Raw genomic sequence first — 15,822 nt, forward strand, 5'->3', positions numbered from 1 at the left:
GCGCCGGTTACCCCGTCGGGTTAGGGGCTGACCGCCCGCCCGTTCTGGATCAATACGTCCAGGTGATCGGCAATGTCGGCCAGCACCGCGATATCGGCAAGCGGGTCAGCGGACAGCACCAGCATGTCGGCGTCCGCGCCCGGGGCGACGACGCCGATCTGGCCTTCGCGCCCCAGCAGCTGGGCCGCCGTCGTGGTTGCCGAGCGGATGGCGTCGATAGCAGGCTGGACCTTCCCCAGAAGCCGGAACTGTTCGTTCTGGTGGCGGTGCATGCCGCCGAGGAGGTCGGATCCGAAAGCCATCTTGACGCCGGCTTCGTGCGCGCGGGCGATGGCTTCGAGGCCGCTGCTGAGCACGGAGTCCACCTTGGCCCACATCTCCTCAGTGAGCCCGAATTCCTTGCCCTCTTCCTTCAGCGCCCAGTACGTGACGAGCGTGGGGACCAGGAAAGCGTCCTTTTCGAGGAACAGGCGGAGGCTCTCGTCGTCGAGCAGGTTGCCGTGCTCGATTGAACGGACGCCGGCCTCAAGGGCCCGGTTGATAGCACGCGCAGTGTAGGCGTGGGCCGCCACGTAGCGGTTGGCGGCCTCGGCCTCCTCCACGGCGGCACGCATCTCGTCCATCGAGTACTGGGTAGAGTCGATGCGGTCCGTGGGCGACGAAACTCCGCCGGAGGCCATGATCTTGATGTGGTGGGCGCCCTTGCGCAGTTCATCCCGCGCTGCTGCCCGGACGGCGTCGACGCCGTCGGCTACGCGGCCGATGCCGCAGCAACCGCGGCCATTGGGCTCGTGGTCTTCGCCGGGGAGGCGCATGTCGCCATGGCCGCCGGTCTGGCTCAGTGCGTGCCCGCAAAAGTGGATCTTGGGGCCTTCCAGCAGGCCTTCCTGCTGCGCCATGGCCAGCCCGAAGTCGGCCCCGGAGAGGTCCCGGACGGTGGTGAAGCCGCGGCGCAGCATCTGGCCCATGATCCGGGCCGTATGGGCGTAGACGTACGACGCCGGAGTCCAGGTCAGCGATCGGAAGTCCGCACTGGCGGCAACCACGTGGACGTGGCAATCGATAAGCCCTGGAATGACGAACTTCCCGTTGCCGTCGATCACGCGGGCCCCTGAGGGCGCTTCGGCGCCCGGACCGATGCCGCTTATTTTTCCGTCAATACTGACGACGTCGGCAACGGAGTAGGTGCCTGCCTCGACGTCCAATACGCTGGCATTGCGGATCACAAGGGTAGCGCTGCCGGCCCCTCCTCCGGTGCTGATCTGGGTGTTCGGGGTAGTGCTCATTTAGATGGTGTCCTTCCCGGGGACTTCGGTGGGACGGGCTGCAAAGGCTTCCGTGAGGTCGGTTAGGTTCCGCTTGACGACGTCGACGGCGGTTTCCACACTTTGCTCCGTGTAGCGGCCTTCGGCGTCCAGCATGGCAAGGACGCCCACGACGTTACGGTCCTCGTCGAGGACAGGAACGTTGATGACCGCTCCGCAGCCGAGCCGCTGGATGAGTTCGGAATCGGCGAAGACTTCACGCAGCGCGTTCAGGTCCGCTGCCAGGAACGGCTTCTTTTCGTCAATGACCGTTCCCAGCCAGCCCGGCGAGATTTCCACGGTTTTCTCGCCACCCACCGGGTAGTCTGCCGGGTGGCTGGTGAAGAGCCGCCGAAGACTGGACCGCTCCGGGATCCACTGGAGGGCTGTGAAGAGGATGACGCCGGGATCCCGCCGCATGGCATCGAAGGTCTGCTGAAACACTGTGTCTGCTTTCATGGTGTCTGTTATTCCGCTCATCTCTGTCCTGTTCCTGCAGGTGCCGGATCATGCTCCGCCCGGGCATTGATGTCTTCCAGGGATTTGCCAGCGGTGGAGGCGCCGAAGATGACCACACCAAGAACGCCGATGGTCAGCACAACCGTTGTCATGACGAACACCCCGCCGAAGCCAAGGGCCACCGAGAAGATGCCAATGATGGACGGTGCCAGAATGCTGCCGATGCGTCCCACGGCACTGGCCAGCCCGACGCCGGTGGCGCGCATCCACGTTGGGAACAGTTCGGGCGTGTAGGCGTAGACCCCGGCGTAAGTGCCGTTGAGGAAGAAGGACAATGTTGCCGCGGCCACCAGAATCATCCCCGAGTCGTTGGATTGGCTCAGCCAAAACGCGCTGAGCGCCGATCCTGCGAGATACAAAGCGATCGTGTTCTTACGGTCAATCCGGTCGCACAGCCACGCCGCGGAGAAGTAGCCGGGGATCTGTGCGAGGTAAATGATGATCGAGTACTCGAAGCTCTTGGTGACGGTGATTCCGCGGCCCACCAGCAGGGTGGGGATCCACGAGAAGAAGCCGTAGTAAGAGAACGTGATCACGAACCAGATCAGCCAGATGACGGCGGTACGGCGGCGCATGGCCCTTGACCACATGAACTTGAGGGCGTTCCAGATGTTGATCTTCTGTTCGTGCTTGGTGATCTCTTCGCTGGCCGGCGGGAGCGTGGCGAGGTTCTTGCCGGTTGCCTTTACTACGCTCTGCTCAAAGCGCCCAACCACCTCTGTTGCTTCAGCATGCGGCCACGGCTGATGAGGAAGCGGGGGATTCAGGCAGGCTGCGGCGCCACCACAGCAGGAGGAGGATCGGAATGGCTGTGACCACCTGGGCCCAGCGCCAGCCGTCCTCGCCCATGGGGACCATAAAGCGGCCAATTAAAGCCGCACCAACGAAGCCAAACGAGAAGAACCCGGCAAGGGTTCCGATGAACCAACCCCGACGCTTGGGCGGGATGAACTCGGAAAGGAACGGCGCAATGATGACGCTTTCGGCGCCGGCTCCCAACCCTGCAAAGATCCGTGCAATCAGGAAGACCTCGAAGTTGGGAGCCATGGCGGCAATCACGGACATCAGGCAGTAGAAGGCAAGGGCCCACAGCATCACCTTCTTGCGGCCGAAGCGGTCGCCCATCCAGCCGGAGAGGATGGCGCCGAAGAAGAAGCCGAGCGGGGCGGCTGAACCAACCAGGCCCAGGCTTGCGTTGCTGAGGCCCCACAGTTCCTGGATGCGCGGAAGCAGGAAGGCGACCACTGCCCCGTCCATGCCGTCGAACGAGTAGCCGAGGCCTCCGATGAGGAGAAGCTTGTAGTGTGGACGACTGAGAGTCAGGCGATCCAAGCGTGCGGTGAGAGACATGGTGATTCCTGCCAAAGTGGGCCAAGTTGTACATTTTGAGGAATATGCACAAGTCTGTGCAGATGCGATGTATTGAAGTTAGGGCCAGAGTGTGAGGCAGGTCAATAGGTGAAACAAGAAATTAACTCTTCGTCGGTCACCGAGTGGCTGGACAGCCGCGTGCAGGGACGGAAACTGGCCGCGCGGCAAATGCAGGTCATCGGCATCCTCCGCTCACAGCCCCGGCTTGCCTCCTACGGTTCAGTCAGCGACATAGCGGCAGCGGCGTCGTCGAACGCTTCCACCGTGACCAGAACCGCGCAGGCGCTGGAATTCAAGGGCTGGGCCGACTTCCAGTTCGAACTCCGCTCACGGTTCCTGGCGTCGCTGAGCGCCCTCGAAGTCGCGGCCGAGCACAACGGGCACATCAGCAGCCCGGCCCAGGCCGCCGTCTCTACCGACCGCGCCAACCTGGCTCATCTCGAGCGCACACTCGATCCAGGTACTGTCCGCTCCATCGCGGAAGCGATCGCCGGGGCACGGCAGACCCTGATTGTGGCCGCCGGAAGCTACGCCGTCCCGGGCAAGGCCTTGGAGCATAACGCGGTTATTGCCGGTTACAACGTCCGGTTACTTGACGCTGACGTTGCTGCCCTGACGAATACCCTTGCCCGGGTGACCTCGGAGGACCTGGTGATTGTGATCAGCCTGTGGAGGGTTTACGACAGCACCATGCGCGCCGTGGAGATCGCCCACAACGCGGGCGCCACTATCGCCTCGATTACGGACAGCGCCGGCTCTCCCGTGGCAGAACACGCCGAGCAGCGGATTGTCGTTCCCACCGAAGGCGCGGGCTTCTTCCCGTCGCTGACGGGTGCCGTCGCCGCGGTCCAGGCGATCGCCGTCGAACTCGCTTCCCTGGACCGTGACCGGTCAAACAAAAACATTGCCGCGTCCGAACGGACCTGGGACCAGATGCGGATCATGCACCCGCGGTCAAGCTCTTAAGAAGGCGCTTGGGGAAGCCGCCTGACAAGGGATTTTCAATCAGACGGAGGGCCCCTGGTTACACGGCGGATCGTCGAGGCACTCGATTCAGTGACGGGGTGGTGCGAAGCAGCCGGCGTGTGGCCACGGCGTCGACTAAGGTACGAGTTCTGAACTCCTTAGTCGGATGATGCCGGGGCGCTCGCAATACCGAAGTGCCATAGTGCAGCGTCCAGGTCTTCAGCGCGCCACCCCCGTGAGTCTGCAGCAGCGCGGATCACGGCCGACATGTTGGCGTAAGAGGTGTCCTCGATAGCGGCGGCCCCGGCCACCCTCCGTATCCGCACGTCAGTAGTTCCCTGCATGGAGAGTCCACTGAGAACGTCGATGTAATCCAACGTCTTGGGGCTCACATGACGTACCCCTGCGAGGGCATCGCGAAAAACCGGCCTTTCAGCTGGGTCAGTGAGTCTGGCCCGGAGTTCCTCGACAGTTTCGATGCCCTGATCCTCAAACACACGTGTTAAGTCGTCTATCTGGGCAAGCCGGCCCGGCGACGGCCAATCGATGACTTCCGAGAGGCTTCCCGTCGCAAGTCGTTTCCGGAACCCACTCGTGGTTTGTGCATCTGGCCATGCGGCAACCAGAGCGTCAACGCGCGGCTTCACGGTCGCCTCGTAATTCTGCCGTCGCTGCAGGGAAGCATCGACAATAATCGCTCCGACGGAAGCCCAACCACGGCTGACCTCAGTCGAGGCGTCGATGCCGTGGGATTCAATGAAGGCGAGGAGTTTGGCGGTGTCGCCGTCAATAGTCATAGGTGAATACTTCCACGGAAACAGGGCGGTCTCGGAGCGCCGCCACCATCCAGTAAGGCGGCACCCGGTTTGGCGGCGAGTTCACATGGGCTGTGCGGTCATCTTGCGAAGATCGGATGCTGCCGTGGTAGGGCTGCGTCCGCCTTTGGCTGTGAGAGGCCGCTACCGCGCGGCGGAGGAGTCCGACCCCGAACCCGCCGGAGCCCAGGAGGCGAGGAGGGCGAGGCCCGCGGCCACCGCGGCGCCGAGTACCACTGCGCCCAGCCAGAGCGAGACGGGCCAGCGGATCGCGTCCGTCACCGCGAACGCCACGAGCTGTCCCGTCCACAGGACCGCCGCGATTCCTCCCATGACCGCCGGCAGCCGCTTGCGCAGCCAGGTCGCCGGAAGCCGGGCCAGCAGCAGGTCAGCCACGACGGCGGCAATGGTGGCGCCCGCTGCTCCAGCAATTGAATACGTGTGGAAGCCCAGCATCGCGACGGGCAGCCATGCTGCAGCGGCCACCAGCAGGGTGACAACCCCGCGGGCCGCACGCCTCGCCGCGGAGAGCGTGAAGAGTAAGGGGGCGAAGATCATCACGGTGGTTAGCAGGTAGCTGGCCAGGGTTATGACCACCGGCATCTCCGCCTGGACGCGCCCGGGGCTGCCGAACGGCGTTGGAACAAAGAGGGCCGTTGGCCCCGGCCGGACGAAGGCGGAGACGTAGATGAGGAAGAACGCCCCCAGCCCGGTCATAAGTACGACGGCGAACAGCGCCGCCGGGGTCAGGGCCGGGTGATCGTCGGGGCTGGCTGAATGACTGGCTCGGGCGCTGCGGACCGCGGTGCCGAGGATGAGGAAGAGGCTGAAGCCCAGCAGCAGGTGGGTGGGGCTGACGAGGGCATCCAGCGAGACCTCGATGCCCAGTAGCTCGTGCCACAGCAGGTCCAGGCCGCCGGCGATGGCAAAGAGGATGAGCCCCACCAGGGTTCCCCGGTAGCCGGGCGGGATGGCCTGCATCAGCCGCTGCCCCGGCGTCCGGTTCCGCCAGATCACGACGGCGGTCCACACCGCCGTCGCCAGCATGCCGGAGTAGAGGGCGGCGTGCCACGGGGTGAAGAACGTCTCCAGGCTGGGCAGGTTCAGGTGCGCCCAGCCGTCCAGGAAGACGGCCAGCACCAGCCACAGGCCCAGGAGTTCGGTGACCAGGTCGCGGCGTACGTCGGTCCTGGTGTTACGCGCAGTTTCGAGCATCGTTGGCCACTTCCACGGAGCTGTTCGGTGAGGGGATGGCGCCTAAACCTGTGCCGTCCGGTCAGCCCGCGGCCGCTTCCACAGCGCGACTGCGAGGACAGCTACCCAGAGCAGAAACGCCCCGATGCTGATTCTTTCGCCGATGCCCAGCACGAGATTCGGTCCCGGGGCGGCCATGAACGCAACCATGCCCATGACCGCAGAAGCAACGAGCGAGACGATGGAGTAGGCGCGCATCCGGCCGCGGAACCCGGCGGCCACGAAGCACATGGAAGCGACCATGAGGGCGAGCTGGATGTTGGTGGCGAGGATGTGCATGGGGATGGAAGCATCGTCCCCCAGCGTCAGGGGGTAGATGGCTCCCATGATGTTCCACAGCCCGTACCCGGTGAGCAGGCCGCCGCCGATGCGCAGGGTGCGGTTGCCGCGCACGGAGTTCCAGACGCCCACCCCGAACGCAGTGAACAGCACCGTGTAGACCCATGTGAAGGGCAGCACGACGTCCCGGCCGGGGGAGCCGACGGCGAACAGTTCGCTCACCATCTGCTCGGTGCGTTGGTACCCGTCCCATTGGGATGCTGCCACGACGTCTGTGGCAATCACGTAGAGGAGCGATGACAGCGGCCCCGCAGTGAGAAGGACCTTGCGGAGAGCGTCACGGCGCTGGCTTCCGTGCGGCGTGGCCCGCCCGCGTTGCGGGAGTCGGCGCTTGTCGATTGACATGTCCGGATGTCCTCAGAGCCGCGGTCTGGCAAAGGCTCGGTGCAGGGGTCCGCGGGCGTCCGCCCCCCGCACCTACCTGTTTAAGCTTTGGGCCGGTTGCCGCAAGTTGATAGGGCCGAACGGCCTTGCCCTGCTGCCACGCGGAGGTTCGGCTGGACGGGCTGGGCCGGGGCTGCGTGGGACTGACGGCAGCCGACACATGCCCGGGGTGACTGGGATAGGCTCCCTTGGGACCTGAACAGGCATTGCTTGGGACCGGAACACGCACCAACTGCAAAGGGTGGGGAATTCATTGGATCTACTGGGCGGCCTGAGCCGCGACGAACTCCGCCTCTTTTCCTGGGTTGCCGCCGCCGTCTTCGCGCTGGTGGCCGGCGTCTGGCGTCCGCACCGGCTTCATTGGACTGCCCTCGGTTCCGTCCTGCTCTTCGCAGCCCTCAACGCGGGTGCCGGGATCTACGTCCTGAACCATTTCAGTGACTCGCGCTGGTCCACAGGGAAAGAACCGCCGCTAAGTGTTCCGTCGTTTTCCGGGACGCCTGTCGTGGGGCAATTTCTGGAACCCCTGGACTCCGCTCTGAACGGAGTGGTCGGCGGGGTGAACGAGTTCATGGCATTCAAGCAGGCACTCCCCGTCGCGATGGACTTCCTTGCCGCGTCCGGCTGGGCCCTGCTGGTGGCGTTCCCGCTTGCTATTCTCGCCGCCAGCATCAGCTTCGCCGCGGCCAGGCGCCGAACGGCGGACTTCGAAAAATACCGTGCCACCGTTGACCTGCTCCAAGATGAGCTTGAGCAGGTCAAGCGGCAGATCTCCGCAGGGCATTCCGTCGACACAGAAATCCCTGCACGGAGTGCCCCCGAACAAGCAGGCAACTAAGCGGTAGACGGCCTAAGAGCGTGTGGTCCCGCAGCGCCGCCACGGTGGACGCGTTCCGGGACAAGGTCAGCCGGCGGGTGGCGATTATGGCACACCTGTATCCTGACAATGCAGGTTGTATGGTTCCAACGGCCATCAACCAAGCTCGGTTCGCGGCCGGATGACGGTTCCGAATCTTGGGCGTAGCCATCCACGTTGTCCAATCACCGCCGCAATCGTCAGTCGCCGATCGGCTCCTCTGACGCTTGGAATGGATCTTTATCACTACCGACACGCCAGCTCCCGTGGGAATCCCGACGCCGGTCCTCAAGCCCGCGCGCACAGCTGCGATGGATGATCCCGCCGTCGTGACCTGGGCCGAGGCTGGTGAGAACATGACCGCGCGATGGCGTTCGGCGAACGGCAGACCGGCGCCGACGCGCGTCGAAGTGGTCTCCGACTCTCTCACGGCCGATGATGCGAACCGGATGGCGTCACAGGGGATCGCGATGCTCTGGCACGGTGACTTCCACAACGCACGGCAGATCCTCAACGCCATGGACCGGCGGATGGGCGCCGGAAAGAAAGAGACCGCAGCAACTCCGGCCGATAAGTTCTATCGGCACCGCCAGTCCCGCTCGCATCGTGCACGCGTTCTCGGCCTGCTGCTGATTCCTCTTGATCCGGGCCCGGTGGTGCCGCTGCGCCGCGCACCGGACATCCGGCAGGCCGCCGCTGAAGCGTACGGTGATATCGGCGAATCTTCCATTGTGTCCCTGCATGAGCTTGTCGGGGCCATTGGCGCCCACGAGTGGCGACGTAATGGCGTCCACGTCGATGCACTGCAGGGCCGCATCCACCCGCACTATGGCACGTTCTTCCCCACCCGGAGTGAGTATGTGGATCTCGTGGCCGCCGCTGCGCTGCCCTCTGACACGCTGGCGTTCGACGTCGGAACCGGCACGGGTGTACTCGCTGCCGTCCTCGCGCGCCGTGGCGTCCACCGTGTGGTGGCGACGGACAATGAACCGCGTGCAATCGCCTGCGCCGCTGAGAATTTCCGGAACCTCGGTGTCCAGGACCGTGCTGGGGCCGTCCTGACCGACATGTTCCCGCCGGGGCGGGCACCCCTCATCGTGTGCAACCCGCCCTGGATTCCGGCCACGCCGCATTCCAGCCTGGACAGCGCCGTCTACGACCCCGGGAGCAGGATGCTGTTCCGCTTCCTGAACGGACTCCCCGACCATCTGGAGCCCGGCGGTGAGGCCTGGCTTGTCCTCTCCGACCTGGCCGAGCACCTGGGCCTGCGGACGCGTGAGGATCTGCTGGCCGCCATCGAGGCGGCCGGGCTGAAGGTGATGGAACGGCTGGACACCAAGCCAACGCATCCGAAGGCATCGGACCGCGACGATCCTCTGTTCGAGGCGCGCGCGGCCGAGGTCACATCGCTGTGGCGGCTTGTTCGCCGCTAGCCCGCCACCGCCGCCTTCGCTGCCTGCTTAGCGTTCATCCACTCGCTCATCCACGGGGCCCGGACGCTGGACGTGATCCGGCAGTCGGCCACGAAGGTTCCCTTGGCGCCGGCGTCGATCCACTCCTGGAGCGCGGAAAGGTCCGCCAGGGAGCGGATGATCGCCGACTCGGCACCGAGCGCGCGGGCGATGCCGCTGAAGTCCACCTCGGGGATCAGCATGGGCTTTTCGGTCAGGCCCTGGGAGCCGTACTGGTGGATTTCGGCTCCGTAGGCGGCATCGTTGTAGATCACCACGACGGCGCTGCTTGCCGTCCCGATGAGCGATTCGAGGTCGGACAGGCCCATCAGGAAACCGCCGTCGCCGGAGGCCAGCACCAGGGTGCGGCCGTCCTCCACTGCGCGGGCTGCCCCGACGGCGCTGGCAAGGCCCAGCCCGATCGACTGGAAAGCGGTCCCCACCATCACCAGGTCCTGCGGCCGCGGGATGTTCCAGTACATCGGCGCCCACCCGATGAAGTGCCCGCCGTCCTGCACCACGGTACGGCGCTCCGGCAGCACGGCATCCAGTGCCGTGGCCAGGGCGCGCGGGTCCAGCCGGCCGTCCGGGGTTACCTCGGAGCCTGCCTGATGGCCCGGCCCTTCGGCCAGGCGCTGGCGGGCTTCCGCGCGCCAGGCTTCCGCCGCCGCCTCGCCGTCAAGCATTCCCAGGAGGCGCCCGGCAGCGGTTTTCGCGTCGGCGCTGACGAACAGGTCCACCCTGGGGTGCGTGGGCTGCAGGGCGGTGTCGATCTGGATGACGGTGCTGTCCGGGCCGAGCAGGTGCCCGAACCGCATGGTGAAGGGGCTCAGGCTCGCCCCGGCCACCAGGACCACGTCGGCCTCGCCCATGAGCCCGGCCGCGGTGTCCGTGCCGAAGCCGCCGGCCACGCCCAGGTACCCCTCGCCGTGGAGGAGGTTGAGCGCTAGGGCGGTTCCGGCGGTCAGCGCGCCCAGGCGGTCGGCGAGCTCCCGGAGCTCCGGGCCGGCTCCGGCGAGGTGCGCACCCCGGCCGGCCAGGATCAGTGGCCGCTTGGCCCCGGCCAGCAGGCGGGCTATTTGCCCAAGGCCGCCGTCGACGTCGTCCGTCACCTTCGGAGCCGGCGGCGCCGGAAGTTCCTCGTCCGCAGCCTCGAGCGCCGCGAGGTCGTAAGGAATGGCAATCACGACGGCGGTGCGCTTGGTGAGTGCGTACTCCACCGCCTGCCGGGTGATGGAGCCCGCGGCGTCGCGGGTGACGGTGAAGGTGGCCGCGCCGAGGCCGGCGGCGATGGCCGCCTGGTCCACGTCCTGCGGCCGGGCGCCGCTGCTCGGAGCGTCCCCGGTGACCAGTACGACCGGGATCTGCGCCTGGACCGCCTCGGCCAGGGCGGTGAGCGCGTTGGTGTAGCCGGGGCCGTAGGTGGTGGTGCCTGCTGCGAGGCGGCCCGAGGCCCGGTAGTAAGCGTCGGCCGCGGCGATGGCGGCGCCTTCGTGCCGGACGGGTGCGAAGCGGAGGCCCAGCTTCTCCGCGGCGTCCAGGAAGTAGACGTTTCCGTTGCCCATGACGCCGAAGACATCGCTGACATAGCTGCTGAGAACCTGCGCCACGCGGCCTGAGACGGTAAGTGTAGTCATGCAGGAATCTTGTGGGCCAGGATTCAGATAGGCAAGAGGGCTGGCTGCGGCTGGGACTTTTGGCAGTAGGCGGTTGTAGAAGTGACAAAATGCCCATTGTGGCGCGCATCACCCGCGCCTACCCTGAAGTGCGGGATTCCTGCTCCGTCAGCCGGCTCAGGAGTCCGTCGTAGCGGGGCGGCATGAGTTCCAGCACGGAAATGGCTGTGCTGGTGCGCTGGATTCCGTCGATCTCCAGGATCTGGTTGGTGATGCGGTAGAGATCGGCCGTGCCGCGGGCCACCACTTTGGCCATGAGGTCCGCGTCACCGGTGGTGGCGTGCACCTCGATGACCTCCGGGATCGCTGCGAGCCCGTTTTCCACCGAACCGGTCCGCGTCTGGCTGATCGAAAGGGAGAGGAAGGCCATCAGTTCATATCCGAGCGCGGCGGGGTCCAGCCTGCGGCTGAAGGAGCGGAGAGCGCCGCTGCGCTCCAGCCGTGCCAGCCGGGCGTGGACGGTGTTCCGTGCGACGCCGAGCGTCCGCGAGAGTGCCAGGGCGCTGGCTTCGGGATCCTTGTCGAGGGCCAGGATGATCCTGCCGTCGAGGGAATCGAGGGTGCGAGAGTTCGCGATGGTCATATTTTCACCAGACACGGTAGAAGTTGAGCAGAAGTCCCAATGGCTTGAGCGTATCTTGCAATGTGCGCCGGGTCACAACCATGATCGGTCCTCATGACCCCTGATCAACTCCTGGCGGCACCCGAGACCGCGCTGCCCACCCTTCGTGACGCCGTCGCCGGCCTCCCGTCCTACGTCCCGGGCCGGCGCAGTGCCGGCATGGACATCGCAGCCCTCGCCAGCAACGAAAGCCACTACGAACCACTGCCCGCTGCCGCCGCTGCGGTGGCCGAAGCGGCCGGCAGGATGAACCGCTACCCGGACATGGCCGCCGTCGAACTCCGCGAACGGCTCGCCCGGAACCTGGGCGTCACCGCCGGGGAGGTCGCGGTGGGGCCCGGCAGCGTGGGTGTTCTGCAGCAGATCATCACCGGACTGTGCGACGCCGGGGATGAGGTGGTCTTCGCGTGGCGCTCCTTTGAGGCGTACCCCATCCTGGTGGAGTTGGCAGGCGCCCGGCCGGTCCGCATCCCGCTGGACGACGCCGAGGGCCACGACCTCGATGCCATGGCCGCGGCCGTCACCGCGCGCACCAAGGTCATCCTGCTCTGCACCCCCAACAATCCCACCGGCGTGCCGATCAGCCACGAACGCATCGAGGCCTTCCTGCAGACCGTCCGCTCCGACATCCTGGTGGTGATCGACGAGGCCTACGTGGAATACGCCGAAGCGGGCAGCGGCCCCGATTCCCTGGCGCTCTACCGCCGGTACCCGAACGTCTGCATCCTTCGCACCTTCTCCAAGGCCTACGGGCTCGCCGGCCTGCGCGTGGGATACGCCGTGGCGGCGCCGGCCATCGCCGAGGGACTGCGCCGGACCGCCCTTCCCTTCGCCGTGAGCTCGCTGGCCCAGAAGGCGGCCGTCGCTTCCTTGGACGCGGGGGAGGAGATGGAAATCCGCGTCGCCGCCGTCAGGCAGGAACGCGCCCGGATGGCCCAGCAGCTGGAAGCCCAGGGCTGGAAACTGCAGCCGAGCCAGGGCAATTTCCTGTGGATCCGCGCCGATGAAAACCTCCTCGCGGGGCTGGTGGACGCCTTCGACCGCGCAGGCATTCTGGTCCGGGCCTACCAGGGCGACGGCGTGCGGATCACCGTGGCTGACCCCGCCTCCAACGAGCGCGTGCTCCGGCTCCTCGAAGTCCACTTAGCCTGACCACTCACTGACTTTTACCAACCCGTTCCACCTACAACCAGAGGAATCCCCATGGAACAACAGACAAAGACGTCTGCCCGCGCCCTCGGCGCGGCCCTTAAACCCCGCCAGCTCACCATGATGGGCCTGGGAAGTGCCATCGGCGCTGGTCTCTTCATCGGCTCCGGTGCGGGCATCCAGGCTGCCGGCCCGGCGGTGCTGATCTCCTACCTCGTTGCCGGCACGCTCATCATCCTGGTGATGTGGGCCCTCGGCGAGATGGCCGCCGCCCACCCGGACAGCGGCGCCTTCTCCGTCTACACGGCCAAGGCCTACGGGCCGGTGGCCGGTGCCACGGTGGGCTGGCTGTGGTGGCTGCAGCTCGTGGTGGTCATCGCAGCGGAAGCGCTGGGTGCGGCGGGCCTGCTTGCCACCATCTTCCCCGCCCTGCCGGTGTGGCTGATGGCCTTCGTGTTCATCGTGGTGCTCACCGCAGTGAACCTGACTAGTGTGAAGAACTTCGGTGAGTTCGAGTTCTGGTTCGCCCTGCTCAAGGTGGCGGCAATTGTCGGGTTCCTCCTGGTGGGTGCTGCCCTGCTCTTCGGCTGGCTGCCGGGCGTTCAGTCGCCGGGCCTGTCCAACTTCACCGGTGCCGGATTCGCGCCCAGCGGTTTCGCCGGGATTGCCACGGCACTGTTCGTGGTGGCGTTCGCGTTCGGCGGCACCGAGATCGTGTCCGTGGCGGCAGCTGAGACCACGGAGCCGGCCCGCAGTGTGAAGAAGGCAGTCCGGACGGTGCTGTGGCGCATCCTGGTGTTTTACATCGGTGCGATCTTCGTGATCGCGGCCGTGGTTCCTGTGGGTTCTGCTGGCCTGAAGAGCCCGTTCGCCGCGGTGCTGGACGCCGCCGGCATGCCCGGCGCGGCCACCGCCATCACCCTGGTGGCCGTCGCAGCACTGCTCTCCGCCCTTAACGCCAACCTCTACGGTGCCTCGCGGATGGCGTTCTCCCTGGCCGAGCGGGGTCAAGCGCCGCGCCTCCTCGCTTCCGTGTCCAAGGCCCGGGTTCCGGTTGTCGCGGTCCTGGCAAGCGTCGTCTTCGGCGTTGTCACGGTTGTGCTGGAGCTGGCTTTCCCCGAGAAGGTGCTACCCGTCCTGCTCAATATCGTGGGCTCGACGTGCCTGCTGGTGTGGACGTCCGCGCTCCTGGCCCAGCTCGCGCTGCGCCTGCGCGCAGACCGCGAGGGAACGGAGCTTCCCCTGCGGATGCCCGGCTTCCCGTGGCTCACGGGCTTTGGCTTGGTCATCCTCGCGGCGATCTTCACGGTGGGCTTCATCGGCGAGGATTCCCGTCCCCAGCTCCTGAGCACTTTCGCACTCGTGGCGCTTCTGGCGGTGGCGAACTGGCTGCACCACCGGAAGGGGAACGCTTCGGGCCGCGTTGAGGCTTCGGAGCCCGCCAAGCAGCCGGTGCTCATCGACTGAATCAGGCGGTGTCTACCGATTCGCTGGTTTAGGACACACGAAGGGCGCGTCCGGCTTTGGCCGGGCGCGCCCTTCGCAATTCATGCCGGGCTGACCACGTTGGCTCTATGTTCGGCAAAGGTGGCCGCTGCCCACTCGTCGAGTCCGGGCGCACGACGGCGGGCTGCCGCCGCCGGCTGTATCCGGTGACTTTCTGGTCGGCTGTCTGCCGCGAGACTACGCAGCCGGCCCGCCGTGGCCACATCAGGTCGTGAGTGGAGCCGCGCCACATTGACCGCCTTGAACTACGCAGAACAGCAGGTGCTTGTCGGTTTGGCCTTGAGGCCAATTTTTGCGGCCTCCGCTCCTGTTGATGAAGCGGTGTTGGAGGCGATCCATACTTTAGTGGCTGTCGCGGCAAGCCGGTCGGCTTCGTCAAGCATGACCGGCTCTACGAGTTCGGTGACTCTGTTCATCGAGCGTCGCTTGTTAAGTGTCGCTGGCGTGACGTTGACAGCGCGCATCGTCGATACCTTCGAGGCGCCGTCGCTCACGTCCCAAGGGGCGCCCGCCGCATCGATTAGCATTGCTCCAATTGGCCAGCAACGGAAGGAAGTCGCGTCATGCAGTATGTCGTCCTGCAGGTGATTCTCAAAGAGAAACTCTGGGGAACCGGTTCGGGCAACCTGACCTCCCTAGAGAAGGCCATCAACGATCAGGCCGCCAAGGGCTATCGACTCCACACCATAACCACCGCCAGCAGCGGGAGCAAGGGATTGATCGGGGGCGGCGACCGCATTCAGGCGACGCTGGTGTTCGAGAGTCTAGGATGATCGCACATCGCGAAACGAGCTGTGGCGTCTGGATAGCCAGGCGCACTCCGACGAGCTGGGTGCCCGCTAAACGGTCCCTTACCGGACGTTGACTTAGCCTCTGAATGACCGGTGTGGCCGGAGAGCCTTCCCCATCTTTCGATCACTGCACTGTTGGGGCCAATCGAAACGCAACGTCATGGCGACCTGGGATTTCACCATCGGCCCTTCTTGATTGGTTGGGATTGTGTGTAGGACTCGGGAAGCTTGGTCCTGGCCCCGGACATGCGAAGTGGATCAGGCGATCCTCGCCGGATGCGCTCTTTTCGACCGCGGTACACTACCGTCATTTCCCAGATGAGGTAAACGGCCGCCAGGGCCATCAGCACTGCACCCAACAGGGTTGCCCACTGTGCACTCGCCTTTCCAACCGGATTAGTGATGAAGACGTAGATCATGAGGCAGAGCATTGGCAACAGGAACAGCAGTCCGGGCAGGTTCTGCCACCACCGTGTACTTCCGTTCGGTGGGCCTCCCAGCTCTAATTTGGTGTAGCTGTGCAGGATCCCGTCTTCGGACAAATACAGGACCCGTTGCTCACCGCGGGCGAGAGCCGCTGTATGCTCGGCATGCACCGCATTATCGTGTTCCTGGTGGCTGCTGACTGCCATAGTTCCCGCAACATCCATAGTTCCCCCAACATCTAGCATTCTCCGGCCCTCAAGCCCCGATTTTACGGTCGTTTCTGAACTACCTCACGCTCTTGATGTCCATGATTTTTTGAAGGACAGCACCACGGAACAAGTGACAGCCGTGAGAGTCAGAATCGTCAGTGATGCTAGAGCGGGATTTACCATC

17 protein-coding genes are annotated in these 15,822 nt (G+C 65.4%); 6 read left to right on the plus strand and 11 right to left on the minus strand.

Annotated elements, in window-relative coordinates; genetic code table 11:
* Positions 1-20 precede the first annotated feature (20 nt).
* From FCN77_RS05470 to FCN77_RS26635, 4 genes are read right to left on the minus strand one after another with little or no spacing between them, the layout of a single operon-like run.
* Positions 21-1,286, minus strand: coding sequence for an amidohydrolase family protein (locus FCN77_RS05470; RefSeq protein WP_137321450.1), 1,266 nt, complete (start codon positions 1,284-1,286; stop codon positions 21-23).
* Positions 1,287-1,784 (minus strand): GAF domain-containing protein, encoded by a 498-nt coding sequence (locus tag FCN77_RS05475; protein WP_254678859.1) that lies wholly within the window; start codon positions 1,782-1,784, stop codon positions 1,287-1,289.
* Complete coding sequence (locus tag FCN77_RS26630; RefSeq protein ID WP_254678860.1) at positions 1,781-2,539, minus strand: MFS transporter; 759 nt, start codon at positions 2,537-2,539, stop codon at positions 1,781-1,783. The genes FCN77_RS05475 and FCN77_RS26630 overlap by 4 nt, the downstream gene beginning before the upstream one ends.
* A gap of 10 nt (positions 2,540-2,549) precedes the next feature.
* Positions 2,550-3,173, minus strand: a complete 624-nt coding sequence (locus FCN77_RS26635; protein ID WP_254678861.1) for an MFS transporter — start codon at positions 3,171-3,173, stop codon at positions 2,550-2,552.
* Positions 3,174-3,281: 108 nt separating this feature from the next.
* On the opposite strand from FCN77_RS26635, the gene FCN77_RS05485 reads away from it, so the two are divergent.
* On the plus strand, positions 3,282-4,160 hold the full coding sequence (locus FCN77_RS05485) for a MurR/RpiR family transcriptional regulator (protein WP_137321451.1): 879 nt from the start codon (positions 3,282-3,284) through the stop codon (positions 4,158-4,160).
* 158 nt (positions 4,161-4,318) lie between these two features.
* Here FCN77_RS05485 and FCN77_RS05490 read toward each other — a convergent pair whose 3' ends face one another.
* From FCN77_RS05490 to FCN77_RS05500, 3 genes are all read right to left on the minus strand, one after another.
* Positions 4,319-4,957, minus strand: a complete 639-nt coding sequence (locus FCN77_RS05490; RefSeq protein ID WP_137321452.1) for a hypothetical protein — start codon at positions 4,955-4,957, stop codon at positions 4,319-4,321.
* A gap of 162 nt (positions 4,958-5,119) precedes the next feature.
* The gene (locus FCN77_RS05495) at positions 5,120-6,190 is read right to left on the minus strand and encodes a hypothetical protein (RefSeq protein WP_137321453.1); all 1,071 of its coding nucleotides are present in this window, start codon (positions 6,188-6,190) and stop codon (positions 5,120-5,122) included.
* Between the two features lie 42 nt (positions 6,191-6,232).
* Complete coding sequence (locus FCN77_RS05500) at positions 6,233-6,913, minus strand: DUF998 domain-containing protein (RefSeq protein WP_137321454.1); 681 nt, start codon at positions 6,911-6,913, stop codon at positions 6,233-6,235.
* A 292-nt stretch (positions 6,914-7,205) separates the two neighbouring features.
* Between FCN77_RS05500 and FCN77_RS05505 the strand changes: the two genes are divergently transcribed.
* Both FCN77_RS05505 and FCN77_RS05510 read left to right on the plus strand, forming a co-directional pair.
* Complete coding sequence (locus tag FCN77_RS05505) at positions 7,206-7,790, plus strand: hypothetical protein (RefSeq protein WP_175417149.1); 585 nt, start codon at positions 7,206-7,208, stop codon at positions 7,788-7,790.
* Positions 7,791-8,074: 284 nt separating this feature from the next.
* The gene (locus FCN77_RS05510) at positions 8,075-9,241 is read left to right on the plus strand and encodes a class I SAM-dependent methyltransferase (RefSeq protein WP_254678862.1); all 1,167 of its coding nucleotides are present in this window, start codon (positions 8,075-8,077) and stop codon (positions 9,239-9,241) included.
* Here FCN77_RS05510 and FCN77_RS05515 read toward each other — a convergent pair.
* Positions 9,238-10,896, minus strand: a complete 1,659-nt coding sequence (locus tag FCN77_RS05515; protein ID WP_137321455.1) for a thiamine pyrophosphate-binding protein — start codon at positions 10,894-10,896, stop codon at positions 9,238-9,240. The genes FCN77_RS05510 and FCN77_RS05515 overlap by 4 nt on opposite strands.
* Positions 10,897-11,014: 118 nt before the next feature.
* The gene (locus FCN77_RS05520; protein ID WP_137324658.1) at positions 11,015-11,518 is read right to left on the minus strand and encodes an Lrp/AsnC family transcriptional regulator; all 504 of its coding nucleotides are present in this window, start codon (positions 11,516-11,518) and stop codon (positions 11,015-11,017) included.
* A gap of 93 nt (positions 11,519-11,611) precedes the next feature.
* Here FCN77_RS05520 and hisC point away from each other — a divergent pair, with 93 nt between their 5' ends.
* Complete coding sequence (hisC, locus tag FCN77_RS05525) at positions 11,612-12,709, plus strand: histidinol-phosphate transaminase (protein WP_137321456.1); 1,098 nt, start codon at positions 11,612-11,614, stop codon at positions 12,707-12,709.
* Positions 12,710-12,760: 51 nt separating this feature from the next.
* Complete coding sequence (locus FCN77_RS05530; protein ID WP_137321457.1) at positions 12,761-14,173, plus strand: amino acid permease; 1,413 nt, start codon at positions 12,761-12,763, stop codon at positions 14,171-14,173.
* A gap of 284 nt (positions 14,174-14,457) precedes the next feature.
* Here the strand turns inward: FCN77_RS05530 and FCN77_RS05535 are convergent, their stop codons facing one another.
* Positions 14,458-14,628: a hypothetical protein gene (locus FCN77_RS05535; protein WP_217496233.1), complete on the minus strand. Its 171-nt coding sequence runs from the start codon at positions 14,626-14,628 to the stop codon at positions 14,458-14,460.
* Between the two features lie 147 nt (positions 14,629-14,775).
* On the opposite strand from FCN77_RS05535, the gene FCN77_RS05540 reads away from it, so the two are divergent.
* Entirely contained in the window at positions 14,776-14,985 is a 210-nt protein-coding gene (locus FCN77_RS05540; RefSeq protein ID WP_137321459.1) for a DUF4177 domain-containing protein, read from the plus strand.
* A 194-nt stretch (positions 14,986-15,179) separates the two neighbouring features.
* Here FCN77_RS05540 and FCN77_RS05545 read toward each other — a convergent pair whose 3' ends face one another.
* Positions 15,180-15,635 (minus strand): hypothetical protein, encoded by a 456-nt coding sequence (locus tag FCN77_RS05545; RefSeq protein WP_137321460.1) that lies wholly within the window; start codon positions 15,633-15,635, stop codon positions 15,180-15,182.
* Between the last annotated feature and the right edge of the window lie 187 nt (positions 15,636-15,822).

Source organism: Arthrobacter sp. 24S4-2 (assembly GCF_005280255.1).
In the GTDB taxonomy this organism is placed as follows: domain Bacteria; phylum Actinomycetota; class Actinomycetes; order Actinomycetales; family Micrococcaceae; genus Arthrobacter.

Bases quoted from the DNA above. Each gene is read 5' to 3' on its own strand.
- FCN77_RS05470 (WP_137321450.1), bottom strand. From the start codon at position 1,286: ATGAGCACTACCCCGAACACCCAGATCAGCACCGGAGGAGGGGCCGGC.
- FCN77_RS05475 (WP_254678859.1), bottom strand. From the start codon at position 1,784: ATGAGCGGAATAACAGACACCATGAAAGCAGACACAGTGTTTCAGCAG.
- FCN77_RS26635 (WP_254678861.1), bottom strand. From the start codon at position 3,173: ATGTCTCTCACCGCACGCTTGGATCGCCTGACTCTCAGTCGTCCACAC.
- FCN77_RS05490 (WP_137321452.1), bottom strand. From the start codon at position 4,957: ATGACTATTGACGGCGACACCGCCAAACTCCTCGCCTTCATTGAATCC.
- FCN77_RS05495 (WP_137321453.1), bottom strand. From the start codon at position 6,190: ATGCTCGAAACTGCGCGTAACACCAGGACCGACGTACGCCGCGACCTG.
- FCN77_RS05500 (WP_137321454.1), bottom strand. From the start codon at position 6,913: ATGTCAATCGACAAGCGCCGACTCCCGCAACGCGGGCGGGCCACGCCG.
- FCN77_RS05515 (WP_137321455.1), bottom strand. From the start codon at position 10,896: ATGACTACACTTACCGTCTCAGGCCGCGTGGCGCAGGTTCTCAGCAGC.
- FCN77_RS05520 (WP_137324658.1), bottom strand. From the start codon at position 11,518: ATGACCATCGCGAACTCTCGCACCCTCGATTCCCTCGACGGCAGGATC.
- hisC (WP_137321456.1), top strand. From the start codon at position 11,612: ATGACCCCTGATCAACTCCTGGCGGCACCCGAGACCGCGCTGCCCACC.
- FCN77_RS05530 (WP_137321457.1), top strand. From the start codon at position 12,761: ATGGAACAACAGACAAAGACGTCTGCCCGCGCCCTCGGCGCGGCCCTT.
- FCN77_RS05535 (WP_217496233.1), bottom strand. From the start codon at position 14,628: ATGAACAGAGTCACCGAACTCGTAGAGCCGGTCATGCTTGACGAAGCC.
- FCN77_RS05540 (WP_137321459.1), top strand. From the start codon at position 14,776: ATGCAGTATGTCGTCCTGCAGGTGATTCTCAAAGAGAAACTCTGGGGA.
- FCN77_RS05545 (WP_137321460.1), bottom strand. From the start codon at position 15,635: ATGGCAGTCAGCAGCCACCAGGAACACGATAATGCGGTGCATGCCGAG.